General features: G+C 69.2%; 9 protein-coding genes and 1 tRNA gene. 7 read left to right on the forward strand and 3 right to left on the reverse strand.

Annotation, left to right across the window (positions count from 1 at the left end; all coding sequences use genetic code 11):
* The first annotated feature begins 182 nt into the window (after positions 1-182).
* Positions 183-4,769 carry a glutamate synthase large subunit gene (gltB, locus tag AC5RV6_RS08555; protein WP_494006884.1) on the forward strand — a complete coding sequence of 1,529 codons (4,587 nt, stop codon included), beginning with the start codon at positions 183-185 and terminating at the stop codon, positions 4,767-4,769.
* Positions 4,762-6,219: a glutamate synthase subunit beta gene (locus AC5RV6_RS08560; RefSeq protein WP_494006885.1), complete on the forward strand. Its 1,458-nt coding sequence runs from the start codon at positions 4,762-4,764 to the stop codon at positions 6,217-6,219. The genes gltB and AC5RV6_RS08560 overlap by 8 nt, the downstream gene beginning before the upstream one ends.
* A 109-nt stretch (positions 6,220-6,328) precedes the next feature.
* On the opposite strand, the gene AC5RV6_RS08565 is transcribed toward AC5RV6_RS08560, so the two are convergent.
* The gene (locus tag AC5RV6_RS08565) at positions 6,329-6,979 is read right to left on the reverse strand and encodes a TetR family transcriptional regulator (protein WP_494006886.1); all 651 of its coding nucleotides are present in this window, start codon (positions 6,977-6,979) and stop codon (positions 6,329-6,331) included.
* A 128-nt stretch (positions 6,980-7,107) separates the two neighbouring features.
* Here AC5RV6_RS08565 and AC5RV6_RS08570 point away from each other — a divergent pair, with 128 nt between their 5' ends.
* Both AC5RV6_RS08570 and pyk read left to right on the forward strand, forming a co-directional pair.
* A complete protein-coding gene (locus AC5RV6_RS08570) occupies positions 7,108-8,373 on the forward strand; it encodes an NADH:flavin oxidoreductase (RefSeq protein WP_494006887.1) in 1,266 nt (421 codons plus the stop codon).
* A 125-nt stretch (positions 8,374-8,498) separates the two neighbouring features.
* Entirely contained in the window at positions 8,499-10,001 is a 1,503-nt protein-coding gene (pyk, locus tag AC5RV6_RS08575) for a pyruvate kinase (RefSeq protein WP_494006888.1), read from the forward strand.
* Between the two features lie 86 nt (positions 10,002-10,087).
* On the opposite strand, the gene AC5RV6_RS08580 is transcribed toward pyk, so the two are convergent.
* Positions 10,088-10,693 (reverse strand): ANTAR domain-containing response regulator, encoded by a 606-nt coding sequence (locus tag AC5RV6_RS08580; protein ID WP_494006889.1) that lies wholly within the window; start codon positions 10,691-10,693, stop codon positions 10,088-10,090.
* 131 nt (positions 10,694-10,824) lie between these two features.
* Here AC5RV6_RS08580 and AC5RV6_RS08585 point away from each other — a divergent pair.
* The 3 genes from AC5RV6_RS08585 (at position 10,825) to AC5RV6_RS08595 (ending at position 12,883) form a co-directional block, all read left to right on the forward strand.
* Positions 10,825-10,909 (forward strand) — tRNA-Leu (locus AC5RV6_RS08585).
* A 23-nt stretch (positions 10,910-10,932) separates the two neighbouring features.
* A complete protein-coding gene (gene glsA, locus AC5RV6_RS08590; protein WP_494006890.1) occupies positions 10,933-11,982 on the forward strand; it encodes a glutaminase A in 1,050 nt (349 codons plus the stop codon).
* A 73-nt stretch (positions 11,983-12,055) separates the two neighbouring features.
* The gene (locus tag AC5RV6_RS08595; protein WP_494006891.1) at positions 12,056-12,883 is read left to right on the forward strand and encodes an SDR family NAD(P)-dependent oxidoreductase; all 828 of its coding nucleotides are present in this window, start codon (positions 12,056-12,058) and stop codon (positions 12,881-12,883) included.
* 29 nt (positions 12,884-12,912) lie between these two features.
* Here AC5RV6_RS08595 and AC5RV6_RS08600 read toward each other — a convergent pair whose 3' ends face one another.
* Positions 12,913-13,377: an NUDIX hydrolase gene (locus AC5RV6_RS08600; protein ID WP_494006892.1), complete on the reverse strand. Its 465-nt coding sequence runs from the start codon at positions 13,375-13,377 to the stop codon at positions 12,913-12,915.

The following is a 13,377-nucleotide window of genomic DNA, read 5'->3' on the forward strand; positions in this document are numbered from 1 at the left end:
GAACAACCAGGGGACGGGCGCAGGCACAGGCGACCGCCAGCTGAGGCAAAGCCCCGCGTAAATTCCGGGCCTTGACCCGTCGGCGGACCGTACAATCATCAACACGCCGCGGAGGACCCCGTCCTCCGCCGGGGCCAGCGTCGTCCCCTCCCGTGCTTATCCAGGGGAAGGACCTACCTCTCATGACTGATTCCCTGCCTACCGGGGGCTCCGTGCCTTCACCGTTCGAACGCTTTGCCGCGTACCCGGCGGATACCGGGCTCTACCGCTCCGAAAACGAGAAGGACGCCTGCGGGCTCGCCGTCATCGCCACGCTCCGCGGAACACCGGGCCACGATATCGTCGACGCCGCCCTCACCGCCCTGCGCAACCTCGAACACCGCGGCGCCGTGGGCGCCGACGAAGGGACCGGCGACGGCGCCGGCATCCTGACCCAGGTGCCGGACGAGTTCCTCCGCGCCGTCGTCGGCTTCGACCTGCCGCCGGCCGGCCGGTACGTGGCCGGCACCGCGTTCCTGCCCACCGAGGCCTCCGAGCAGGCCACCGCCCGGGCCGGCGTCGAAGCCATCGCCGAATCCGAGGACCTGCAGGTGCTCGGCTGGCGTGAGGTCCCCGTGGCCGCCGACCTGGTCGGCCCCATGTCCCGCGCCTGCATGCCGCACTTCGCCCAGGTGTTCCTGGCCCCGGCCGACGGCGCCGCGGTGGAGGACCTGGACGCCCGCGCCTTCCGGGTGCGCAAGCGCAGCCAGAACAAGTTCGGCGTGTACTTCCCGTCCCTGTCCTCCAGGACCATGGTCTACAAGGGCATGGTCACCACCGCCCAGCTGGAGCCCTTCTTCCCGGACCTGTCCGATCCCCGGTTCAAGTCCCGCCTGGGCATCGTCCACTCGCGGTTCTCCACCAACACCTTCCCGTCCTGGCCGCTGGCGCAGCCGTTCCGCACCATTGCGCACAACGGGGAGATCAACACGGTCAAGGGCAACCGGAACTGGATGCGGGCCCGGCAGTCCCAGCTCAGCCACCCGCTGCTGGGCGAGACCCCCGAGGAACTGTTCCCCATCTGCACCCCAGGGGCCTCCGACTCCGCGTCCTTCGACGAGGTCGCCGAGCTGCTGATGCTCTCCGGGCGGCCCATCGCCCACGCCATCATGATGATGATCCCCGAAGCGTGGGAGAACCACGCCTCCATGGATCCGGCCCGCCGGGCGTTCTACCAGTACCACTCCATGCTGATGGAGCCGTGGGACGGCCCCGCCGCCGTCTCCTTCACCGACGGCACGCAGGTCGGCGCCGTGCTGGACCGCAACGGGCTGCGCCCGGCCCGGTACTGGGTCACCGAGGACGGCCTCGTGGTCCTGGCCTCCGAGGTGGGCGTCGTCGACATCGACCCCGCCAAGGTGGTCCGCAAGGGCCGCGTCTCGCCCGGCAAGATGTTCCTGGTGGACACCGAAGCGGGCCGGCTGATCGAGGACCACGAGATCAAGGCCGAGGTCGCCGCCGCCAACCCGTGGGCGGACTGGGTCCGGGAGAACCAGGTCTCGCTGGAGGACCTGCCCGAACGCGAGCACGTGCTGCACAGCTCCGCGTCCATCAACCGCCGCCAGCGCACCTTCGGCTACACCCAGGAGGAGCTGCGGATCCTGCTCGGGCCGATGGCCCGCACCGGCGCCGAACCGCTGGGCGCCATGGGATCCGACACGCCCATCGCCGTGCTCTCGCAGCGCCCGCGGCTGCTCTTCGACTACTTCGTGCAGTCCTTCGCCCAGGTCACCAACCCGCCGCTGGACGCCATCCGCGAAGAACTCGTTACGTCCATGCGCGCCTCGATCGGGCCCAACGGCAATCTGCTGGCCTCCGGCCAGGTCCGCAGCCGGCAGATCGCGCTGAAGTTCCCGGTCATCAACAACGACGAACTGGCCAAGATCGTCAACCTGCGCGGCGACGACGGCGAGAAGCTCAGCCTCAAGGTACGGGGCCTCTACCGCCCCGAGGGCGGCGAATCCGAGCTGCGCGCCCGGATCACCGAGATCTGCGAGAAGGTCTCCGGCGCCGTCAACCGCGGGGTGCACTACATCGTGCTCTCCGACCGCGACTCCAACGCCCAGTGGGCGCCGATCCCGTCGCTGCTGCTGCTCTCCGCGGTGCACCATCACCTGCTCAAGAGCGCCAACCGCACCAAGATCTCGCTGCTGGTCGAAGCCGGCGACGTCCGCGAGGTGCACCACGTCGCCGCCCTGATCGGCTACGGCGCCTCCGCCGTGAACCCCTACCTGGCGATGGAAAGCTGCGAGGAGCTCGTCCGCAGCGGGGACCTGCCCGGCGTCACCCGGGAGCAGGCCGTTGCCAACCTGATCAAGGGCCTGGGCAAGGGCGTCCTGAAGATCATGTCCAAGATGGGCATCTCCACGGTCGCCTCCTACTGCGGCGCGCAGACCTTCGAGGCCATCGGCCTCGGCCAGGAACTGGTGGACGAGTTCTTCCACGGCACGCAGACCCAGCTCGGCGGCGTCGGACTCGAGGTCATCGCCGCCGAAGCCGCCGCCCGGCACGCCGAGGCCTACCCCTCCGACGGGCTTGAGCAGCCGCACCGCGCCCTGGACAACGGCGGTGAGTACCAGTGGCGCCGCGAAGGCCCGCCGCACCTGTTCAACCCCGAGACGGTCTTCCGGCTGCAGCACGCCACCCGGGAACGCCGCTACGACATCTTCAAGGCGTACACCCGCGGCGTGGACGACCAGTCGAAGAACCTCATGACGCTGCGCGGCCTGCTCGGTTTCCGCACCGGGCAGCGTCCGCCGGTGCCGCTGGAGGAGGTGGAACCGGTCGAGAGCATCGTCAAGCGCTTCTCCACCGGGGCGATGAGCTACGGCTCCATCTCCAAGGAGGCACACGAGACGCTGGCCATCGCCATGAACCGCCTGGGCGCCAAGTCCAACACCGGCGAGGGCGGCGAGGACGTGGACCGGCTGCTGGATCCGGAGCGGCGCTCGGCGATCAAGCAGGTCGCCTCCGGCCGGTTCGGCGTGACCAGCCTGTACCTGACCAACGCCGATGACCTGCAGATCAAGATGGCCCAGGGCGCCAAGCCCGGCGAGGGCGGCCAGCTGATGGCGCAGAAGGTCTACCCCTGGGTGGCCCGCACCCGGCACTCCACGCCCGGCGTCGGCCTGATCTCCCCGCCGCCGCACCACGACATCTACTCCATTGAGGACCTCGCCCAGCTGATCTACGACCTCAAGCGCTCCAACCCGAGCGCCCGGGTCCACGTAAAGCTGGTCTCCGAAGCCGGCATCGGCACCGTGGCGGCGGGCGTGACCAAGGCCAAGGCCGACGTCGTGCTCGTCTCCGGGCACGACGGCGGCACCGGCGCCTCGCCGCTGAACTCGCTGAAGCACGCCGGCGCGCCGTGGGAGCTCGGCCTGGCCGAAACCCAGCAGACGCTGATGCTCAACGGCCTGCGCGACCGCGTGGTGGTGCAGGTGGACGGGCAGCTGAAGACCGGCCGCGACGTCGTCATCGCCGCCCTGCTCGGCGGCGAGGAGTTCGGTTTCGCGACCGCCCCGCTGGTGGTCTCCGGCTGCATCATGATGCGCGTCTGCCACCTGGACACCTGCCCGGTGGGCGTGGCCACGCAGAATCCCGAGCTGCGGGCCCGGTTCTCCGGCAAGCCGGAGTTCGTGGTCAACTTCTTCGAATTCCTTGCCGAAGAGGTCCGCGAGATCCTCGCCGAGCTGGGCTTCCGCTCCCTGGAGGAGGCCATCGGCCACTCCGAGATGCTCGACGTGCAGGCCGCCGTGGACCACTGGAAGGCCGACGGGCTGGACCTGGAGCCGATCCTGCGCGGCCACGAGGTGGACCCCGGCGCGCCGCTGCGCAACATGGTGGGCCAGAACCACGAGCTGGATGCGCACTTCGACAAAAAGCTCATCGAGATGAGCGCCGACGCGCTGCAGCGCCGGGCGCCGGTGCGGATCGCGCTGGACGTGATCAACACCGACCGGTCGGTGGGCACCATGCTCGGCCATGTGGTGACGAAGACCTTCGGCACCGATGCCCTGGCGACCGACACGATCGACGTCACCCTCACCGGACAGGCCGGGCAGTCCCTCGGGGCGTTCCTGCCGGCCGGCATCACCCTGCGGCTGTTCGGGGACTCCAACGACTATGTGGGCAAGGGCCTCTCCGGGGGACGGATCATCGTGCGCCCGGACCGCGCCAACACCTTCGAAGCGGACCGGAACGTCATCGCCGGCAACGTCATCGGCTACGGCGCCACCAGCGGTGAGATGTTCCTCAGCGGCCAGGTGGGGGAACGCTTCCTGGTGCGCAACTCCGGGGCCACCGCCGTCGTCGAGGGCATCGGCGACCACGGATGCGAATACATGACCGGCGGCCAGGCCCTGATCCTGGGCCGCACCGGCCGCAACTTCGGCGCCGGCATGTCCGGCGGCACGGCCTACGTGCTGGACCTGCCGGAAGTCCGGGTCAACAAGGAGGCCCTGGAATCCGGTGAGCTGCTCCTGCAGCCGCTGGATGCCGAGGACACGGAGATTGTCCGTGCCCTGATGATCAAGCATGTCGAGGAAACCGGATCCCGGCTCGCAGCGGACCTGCTGGAGCGGTTCGAGGACACGGTTTCCCGTTTGACCAAGGTGCTGCCGCGGGACTACGCGGCGGTGCTCGATGCCCGGGCCTCGGCTGCGGACGCGGGGCTGGACCCCGACGGCAGCGAGACCTGGACCAAGATTCTGGAGGTTACCGGTGGCTGATCCCCGCGGATTCCTGAAGGTGCGCGAGCGGGTCACCCAGCCGCGCCGGCCCGTTCCCGTGCGCATCATGGACTTCAAGGAAGTCTACGAGGCGCAGGAGAAGGGCGTGCTCAAGTCCCAGGCCGGGCGCTGCATGGACTGCGGCATCCCGTTCTGCCACCAGGGCTGCCCGCTGGGCAACCTGATTCCTGAGTGGAACGACCTGACCTGGCGGGACAAAGGCGAGGAGGCCATTGAACGGCTCCACGCCACGAACAACTTCCCCGAGTTCACCGGCCGGCTCTGCCCGGCACCCTGCGAAGCCTCCTGCGTGCTCGGCATCAACCAGCCGCCGGTGACCATCAAGCAGGTGGAGGTCTCGATCATCGACCAGGCCTTCGGCGAGGGCTGGGTCGAGCCGCACATCCCCGAACGGCTCACCGACAAGACCATCGCCGTCGTCGGCTCCGGCCCCGCCGGGCTCGCCGTCGCCCAGCAGCTCACCCGGGCCGGGCACACCGTGGCCGTCTACGAGCGGGACGACCGGATCGGCGGGCTGCTGCGCTACGGCATTCCGGACTTCAAGATGGAAAAGGTTCACCTGGACCGCCGGCTGGAGCAGATGCGCGCCGAGGGCACCCGGTTCCGCACCGGCGTCGAGGTCGGCCGCGACATCAGCTGGGAACAGCTGCGCCGCCGGTACGACGCCGTGGTGGTCACCACCGGCGCGACCGTTCCGCGGGACCTGCCCATTCCGGGCCGGGAGCTGGAGGGCGTGCACTTCGCCATGGACTACCTGGTCCAGGCCAACCGCGTCGTCGCAGGGGACACCGTCAAGCGGCAGATCAGCGCCGAAGGCAAGCACGTCGTCATCCTCGGCGGCGGCGACACCGGCGCCGACTGCCTGGGCACCGCGCACCGGCAGCAGGCCGCGTCGGTCACCACCCTCGCGATCGGCAAGCAGCCGCCGCTGGAACGGCCCGCGCACCAGCCCTGGCCGATGTACCCCACGCTCTTCGAGGTCGCCAGCGCCCATGAAGAGGGCGGCGAACGGACCTACCTGGCCTCCACCGTGGAGTTTGTGGGGGAGAACGGCGTGCTGACCGGCGTCAAGGTCGCTGAAACCGAGTTCGTCGACGGGCGCCGCCTGCCCAAGGCCGGCACCGAGCGCATCATCCCGGCTGACCTGGTCTTCCTGTCCCTGGGCTTCACCGGCCCGGAACCGGCCGGCCTCGCCGAACAGGTCGGCGCGGAGTTCGACGGGCACGGCAACGTGGTCCGCGACGGCTACTACATGACCAGCCGCCCCGGTGTCTTCGCCGCGGGCGACGCCGGCCGCGGCCAGTCGCTCATCGTCTGGGCGATCGCCGAGGGCCGGGCCTGCGCGGCCGCCGTCGACAAGTGGCTGATGGGCTCCACCCGTCTGCCGGCACCGGTGGCCCCGACCGATCAGGCCATCGCCCCGCTGTAACGCGGCGGTACGGGCATTGGAAGAGGCGCAGGCGAAAGCCTGCGCCTCTTTCCATTCCGGACGGGAGGGGGGCACACCGGCGGTGCCGTTCCCCGCTGCCGCCGCAGGATCAGCCGGGGCCGCCCGCATCGGCCGGACCGGCCTCACGGGCAGGGCGGTCCAGGGCGGCAAAGGCCTCACGGGTCAAGGCGTGCAGGTCGACACCCTCCCTGCTGATCCAGGCTTCCATGGCGACCAGTGAGGCGCTCCACAGGGCGGCGGCCTCCACCTGCCCGGCCAGCGTGGCCGCGGGATCGGCAGCGTCCGCAAGGTACACGCCGGCCACCCGGCTCGTGACGGCCCGGTTGTTCTCGGCGTAGCTCAGGCGCAGCGAGCGGTCCTGCTCCATCAGCCGATGCAGGAGGCGGAAATAATCCCGCTGCGCTTCAAACGGGACGGACGCGGCCAGGATGGCCTCGCGGAGGGCATTACGGCGTGCGGTTCCGGCCCGGCGCCTGGCGTTGAAATCCGCCAGCATGTCGTCCAGGGCCTGAGCAGAGCGGTGGAAGAGCACGGCGTCCTTGGTGTCGAAGTAACGGAAGAACGTCGATCGGGACACCCCGGCCTCCTGCACAATGTGTTCCACAGTCACCGCGGAGTAGCCGCGGGAGGCGAACAGGCGCAGCGCCGTGTCCAGCAGAAGCGCCTGCACCTGCTCGCGTTTGCGCTCCCGGAGGCCCGGGCGCGCAGCGGGATGTGCGGACGACACGGCAGCGGGCATGGGCTCTCCGGACCTCGTGGGCTACAGTTCCGGTACCGAGTGTCATTTTGTACCCGGTACCGGTTTTTCGAATAACGGCGGCGGCAGCGACGCCGCGTCCGTTCCGTCCAGCCTAGTAGGAGCACCGCATGCCCGAACACGTCCGGCTTACCGCCCGCCCGCCCGTCCCCAGCGCCCTGGAACCGGCCCGGCTGGGTCCGGTCCAGCTCCGCAACCGGGTGATCAAGGCCGCCACCTCCGAGGGGCGCTCCCCGGAGGGCCTGGTCACACAGGACCTGATTGACTTCCACGTGGACTTTGCCCGCGGCGGGGTGGGCATGACCACGGTGGCATACTGCTCCGTTGCGCAGGAGGGACGCAGCGCGCCGGGACAGATCATCATGTCCCGCGAGGCGCAGCCGGGGCTGGAGCGGCTCACCGCGGCCGTCCATGCCGAGGGCGCCGCCATCTCCGCCCAGCTGGGCCACGCAGGCGTCGTCGCCAGCAAGGCCGTGACCGGGCAGGCCCCCCTCTCGCCCAGCCGCTTCGTCAACCCCACATCCTTCCAGCTCTGCCGGGAAATCACCCGCGAGCAGATGCGCGCCGTCGTCGGACAGTTCCGCGACGCCGCCGTGAGAGCCGCCGACTCGGGCTTCGACGCGCTCGAACTGCACTTCGGGCACCTGTACCTGCCCAGTTCCTTCATGAGCCCCTGGATCAATAAGCGTAAGGACGAATACGGGGGCAGCATCGAAAACCGCACCCGCTTCGCCCGCGAAATTGCCTCGGCCGTACGCGATGCGGTGGGGGACCGGGTGGCGGTCATCGCCAAAATGAGCATGGACGACGGGATCAAGGGCAGCATCTGGCTCGACGAATCCCTGCGCTCCGCCCAGCTGCTGGACCAGGACCGCACCCTCGATGCGATCGAGCTGACCATGGGCTCCTCCGTCAAGCGGCAGATGTACCTCTTCCGCGGCGACGTTCCCGTCGACGGCATGGCCGCGGTCATGAAGGAACCGTTCAAGACCGGCGTGAAGGTGCTCGGGCGGCAGATCCTGGGCGAATACCCGTACCGAGACCTGTACATGCTTGAGGCCGCCCGGCAGTTCCGGCCCGTGGTCAGGCACGCCCGGCTCATCCTGCTGGGCGGCATCAACACAATGGAGCACCTGGACACCGCCATGGCCGAAGGATTCGAGTTCGCCGCCATGGGCCGGGCCCTGCTGCGCGAACCCGACCTGGTCCAGCGCCTGGCCGAGGACCCGGCGAAGCCCGGCCTGTGCATCCACTGCAACCGCTGCATGTTCACCGTCTACGGAAAGACGCACTGCGTGCTGGCGGTGCCCGGCGGAGAGGACCGCGGCCCCGACGCGTCCGTTGACGCCTCGGAGCTGCTGGCCTCGAACTCATAAGCGTGCGCCGCCGTGCGCGGCGCTGCCCGGGGCCGGAACGCCGGTGCGGTGCCTCCGGGCGGACACGCCCGGAGGGGCCCCGGACAGCCTGCACAAATGCGTGATTCGGACTAGGCTGGAGGACTATGAGACGCGCAAAGATTGTTGCCACTTTCGGTCCCGCAATAGCCAGTTACGAGAACACGGTTGCCGTGCTGCGGGCAGGCGTCGATGTCGCCCGCATGAACATGAGTCACGGCGACCATTCCGTACACAACAACACCTACGAGAACGTCCGCCGGGCGTCCGAGGAACTCGGCAAGGCAGTCGGTATCTTCGCCGACCTGCAGGGCCCGAAGATCCGGCTCGGCCGGTTCGAGGACGGCCCCCACTTCCTCAACGTCGGCGACACCTTCACCATCACCGTCGAAGATGTGCCCGGAACCGCCGAAATCGTATCCACCACGCACAAGGGCCTGCCCCAGGACGTGCAGGTGGGGGACACGCTGCTGATCGACGACGGCAAGGTCTCGCTGCGGGCCACCGCCGTCGACGACACCAAGGTCGTCACCGAAGTGGTGGTCCCCGGTCCGGTGTCCAACAACAAGGGCATCAACCTGCCCGGTGTGGCCGTCAACGTCCCCGCCCTGAGCGACAAGGACGAGGAGGACCTGCGCTGGGCCCTGCGCCGCGGCGTCGACATGATCGCCCTGTCATTCGTCCGCAACGCCGTCGACGTCCGCCGCGTGCATGAAGTGATGGACGAGGAAGGCCGGCGGATCCCGGTCATCGCGAAGATCGAGAAGCCCCAGGCCGTGGATGCCCTCGAGGAAATCATCGACGCCTTCGACGCCATCATGGTGGCCCGCGGCGACCTCGGGGTCGAGCTTCCCCTGGAGGACGTCCCCCTCGTCCAGAAGCGGGCCATCGAACTGGCCCGCCGCTGGGCCAAGCCCGTCATCGTCGCCACGCAGGTCCTCGAATCGATGATCGAGTCCCCGCGGCCGACCCGGGCCGAGGCCTCGGACTGCGCCAACGCGGTGCTCGACGGCGCGGACGCCGTAATGCTCTCCGGCGAGACCTCCGTGGGCAAGTACCCGATCGAAACCGTGAAGACGATGGCCCGCATCATCGAGTCCACCGAGGAGCACGGCCTGAACCGGGTGCCCCCGCTGGGCTCCAAACCCCGCACCCGCGGCGGAGCGATCACCCGCGCCGCCGTCGAGATCGCAGACCAGCTCGACGCGAAGTACATCTGCACCTTCACCCAGTCCGGCGATTCCGCCCGCCGCCTGGCCCGGCTGCGGCCGGTCAAGCCGGTGTTTGCGTTCACCCCGATGGAGTCGACGCTGAACTACATGTCGCTGTTCTGGGGCATCCAGCCGATGCTGGTCGAGTTCGCCGAGCACACCGACCAGATGACCGCCCAGGTGGACCGCACTCTCTACGAGGGCGGGCTGGTCGAGCTCGATGACCTGGTGGTCATCGCCGCCGGGTCCCCGCCCGGACAGGCCGGCTCCACGAACTCGCTGAAGGTGCACAAGGTCGGCGACATTGCCGACGCCGGGCAGCGGTTCGAAGGCCAGCAGAAGATCAAGGAAAAGGTCGGCCCCTGGCCGTCCAAGAAGACCAAGGCCCGCCCGATCTAAGGCAGGTTAGGTACGCGAAGAGCCCCGTCCCTTACGGACGGGGCTCTTCGTGCGTCCGCGCCGACGGCGGAGGAGCGGGGCGGGTGCTAGTTGACCTGGTTGATGATCGTTTCGGCGACTTCGCGCATGCTCAGGCGCCGGTCCATGGAGGTCTTCTGGATCCACCTGAACGCCTCGGGCTCGGTCAGGCCCATCTTGGTGGTCAGCAGCGACTTGGCACGCTCCACGAGCTTGCGGGTGGCGAACTGTTCCTTCAGGTCGCCGACCTCCTGCTCCAGTGCACGGATCTCCTCGTGGCGGGACAGCGCAATCTCGATGGCGGGGGTCAGGTCCGCCGGCGTGAAGGGCTTGACCACGTAGGCCATGGCCCCGGCCTCGCGGGCACGCTCCACCAGTTCCTTCTGGCTGAAGGCGGTCAGCAGGACCACCGGGGCAATGCGGGCCTTGACGATCTTTTCCGCGGCGCTGATCCCGTCCATCACCGGCATCTTCACGTCCATCAGCACCAGGTCGGGCTTGAGCTCTTCAGCCATCTGCACGGCCTTCTCACCGTTGTCGGCCTCGCCGACGACCTCGTAGCCCTCGCCGCGGAGGATTTCGACAATGTCGAGGCGGATCAGGGTTTCGTCCTCGGCGACGAGGACGCGGCGGGCCGGCGCCGCGGCGGCGGGGGTTTCGGAAGACTCGGACACAGGTGCTCCTCAGGTGCGGATTCGTCACTGGCCGGCGCTGCCGCCGGTTTCTCCCATTCAGCCTATCGCCATGTACAGTGGATCTGCGTAAGACCGGCAGCGATCCTTTTTTGATCCGCGCCACATCACGCGCCCGAATGGCGGAATTGGCAGACGCGCCGCACTCAAAATGCGGTATCGAAAGGTGTGTGGGTTCGAGTCCCACTTCGGGCACCAGGTTCCCAATCCCGGAGGTCGGCGTGGCGGATAACCCAGGACAGGCCCACGACGAGCTGGGCGAAGTGGATGACCACGAGGCCACCGAAACCATCTCCACGGGAAGCCTGCCCGACGCCGATACCATCCGCCGCCTCCTCCGCGAGGCCCACCGCAGATACGCCAAGGACGACGACGGCGCGGTGGCGGACCATATCCCGTCCCTCGCGGAGGCCGATCCCGGCCTCTTCGGCATCAGCCTGACCAGCATCGAGGGCGACGTCTACAGCGTCGGAGACACGGCCCATACCTTCACCATCCAGTCCATCTCCAAGGCCTTCGTCTTCGCGCTGGCCTGCCGGGAGCTGGGCCACGAACCGGTCCGCAGCACCGTGGGCGTGAACAACACCGGGCTGCCGTTCGACTCGGTGATGGCCCTGGAACTGAACGGCGGCCACCCCATGAACCCGATGGTCAACGCCGGGGCGCTGGCGACCTCCGCGCTTGTGCCCGGCGAGGACCTCGAGGCGAAGTGGGCCTTCATCCGGGACGGGCTCAGCAGGTTCGCCGGCCGGAGGCTGGAGCTGGACGAAGACGCCTGGGCCTCGGAACAGGCGGCCAACCAGCGCAACACCGGAATCGCGAGGCTGCTCGAGAGCCACGGGCGGATGGATTTCGACGCAGCCGACGCCACCGACCTCTTCACCCGTCAGTGCTCGCTGCTCGTTACGGCTGAGGACCTGTCCGCCATGGGAGCCACCCTCTCCGCCGGCGGCGTGAACCCGGTCACCGGCGACGAGGTGGTGGGCCCGGAAGTCGCCCGGGACACCCTGGCGGTGCTGGCCTCCACCGGAATGTACGAGGCCAGCGGGGACTGGCTGTTCGAGATCGGGCTGCCGGCCAAGAGCGGGGTGTCCGGCGGCGTCGTCACCGTGGCACCGGGAAAGGGCGGACTTGCCACGTATTCGGCCCCGCTGGACGACGCCGGCACCAGCGTCCGCGGCCAGCTTGCCGCGGGTTTCCTCTCCGCCCGGCTTGGGCTGAACCTCTTCGCCTCCAGGCCGGCGGCGCAGCGGGCGGCCCGCGGGGACTGAGCCCGACCTGCCGGCTGCCTGCCGGGCGTACCTGCATCTTGCCAAGTGCCGTCGAATGCAGTGAGGTGGGTCAATGGCCGCAAAGACGATCGTCCTGACCGGAGCCAGCGACGGGATCGGCGCCGCCGCTGCCGCTGAGCTCCGCCGACGCGGACACCGGGTGGTGCTGGTGGGCCGTTCCCCGGAGAAGACACGGCAGGTGGCCGGGCAGCTGGAGGCGCCCTGGCATCTGGCCGACTTCGCGGACCTGTCCTCGGTGCGTGCGCTGGCCATGGACCTGCTGGCCGGCTATCCGAGCATCGACGTGCTCGCCAACAACGCCGGGGCGATCTTCGGACGGGAGCGCCAGGTGAGCGCCGACGGGCATGAGATGACGTTCCAGGTGAACTATCTCGCACCGTTCCTGCTCACCCGGCTGCTGACCGACCGGCTGATTGAATCCCGCGGCACCGTCATCAACACCTCGAGCACGGCCAACCGGCTTTTCGGCAACGTGGACCTGGACGACCTCGAATCCGAGCGGAACTACGAGCCGCGCCGCGCGTACGGGAACAGCAAGCTGGAACAGATCATGTTCACCTTCGAGCTGGACCGGCGGTACCGCAGCCACGGGCTGACCTCCACCGCCTTCCACCCGGGAGTCATTGCGAGCAACTTCTCCGGGGCGGCCGGCTCGGCCATGCACGCGGCCTACCATACGCCGCTGCGCAGGCTGCTCGGCACCCCGGAAAAGGGCGCCCGGACGCTGGTATTCCTGGCCGACGGCACCCCCGGCGAGGATTACCCCACCGGCCGCTACTTCGCCCGCTGCCGGCCGGCCCGGCCGAACCGGCAGGCGCGCAGCGGCACCCTGGACCTGGCCCTGTGGAACCGCACGACGGCAATGCTTCAGCAGCACTGAGGGCGCCGCCGTCGGCCCCGGCCGCGGTGCTATCCGTCCAGCCGGCGCAGCAGGGCAGCCAGGACCGGCAGCTGGCCCTTGACCAGCAGCCGGCGGGCATCCGCCGCCCCGAACCAGCCGGCGTCGTCCATTTCCGGGTACTCGCGGAACCGGCCGGAGCCGCGGGGCCACTCCAGCTGGAAGGTGTTGCTGGAAATCGCCGCGGGGGAGAAGTCCGCCTCGGCCGTGAACACGGTCACGACCTTGCCGGAGGACTGCCGGAACGCCCCAAGTCCGGCGTAGTCCGCCTCCGGGGCGGCGTGGCCCATCTCCTCGGCGAACTCCCTCCGGGCCGCCGTGAGGGGATCCTCGCCCGGAAGGATCTCGCCCTTGGGAATCGACCAGGCATGCTCCTGCCTCCGGGCCCAGAACGGGCCGCCCATGTGTCCCAGCCAGAACTCCGGGCCGTCGGCCCGCAGCCGGTACAACAGGATTCCGGCGCTCTGCACGGCCAT

It is taken from the genome of Arthrobacter saudimassiliensis (genome assembly GCF_059090665.1).

What these genes read in the sequence shown, in the direction of transcription:
- AC5RV6_RS08600 (WP_494006892.1), bottom strand. Translation starts at nt 13,377, where the DNA reads ATGGCCGTGCAGAGCGCCGGAATCCTGTTGTACCGGCTGCGGGCCGAC.
- AC5RV6_RS08595 (WP_494006891.1), top strand. Translation starts at nt 12,056, where the DNA reads ATGGCCGCAAAGACGATCGTCCTGACCGGAGCCAGCGACGGGATCGGC.
- pyk (WP_494006888.1), top strand. Translation starts at nt 8,499, where the DNA reads ATGAGACGCGCAAAGATTGTTGCCACTTTCGGTCCCGCAATAGCCAGT.
- AC5RV6_RS08565 (WP_494006886.1), bottom strand. Translation starts at nt 6,979, where the DNA reads ATGCCCGCTGCCGTGTCGTCCGCACATCCCGCTGCGCGCCCGGGCCTC.
- gltB (WP_494006884.1), top strand. Translation starts at nt 183, where the DNA reads ATGACTGATTCCCTGCCTACCGGGGGCTCCGTGCCTTCACCGTTCGAA.
- AC5RV6_RS08570 (WP_494006887.1), top strand. Translation starts at nt 7,108, where the DNA reads ATGCCCGAACACGTCCGGCTTACCGCCCGCCCGCCCGTCCCCAGCGCC.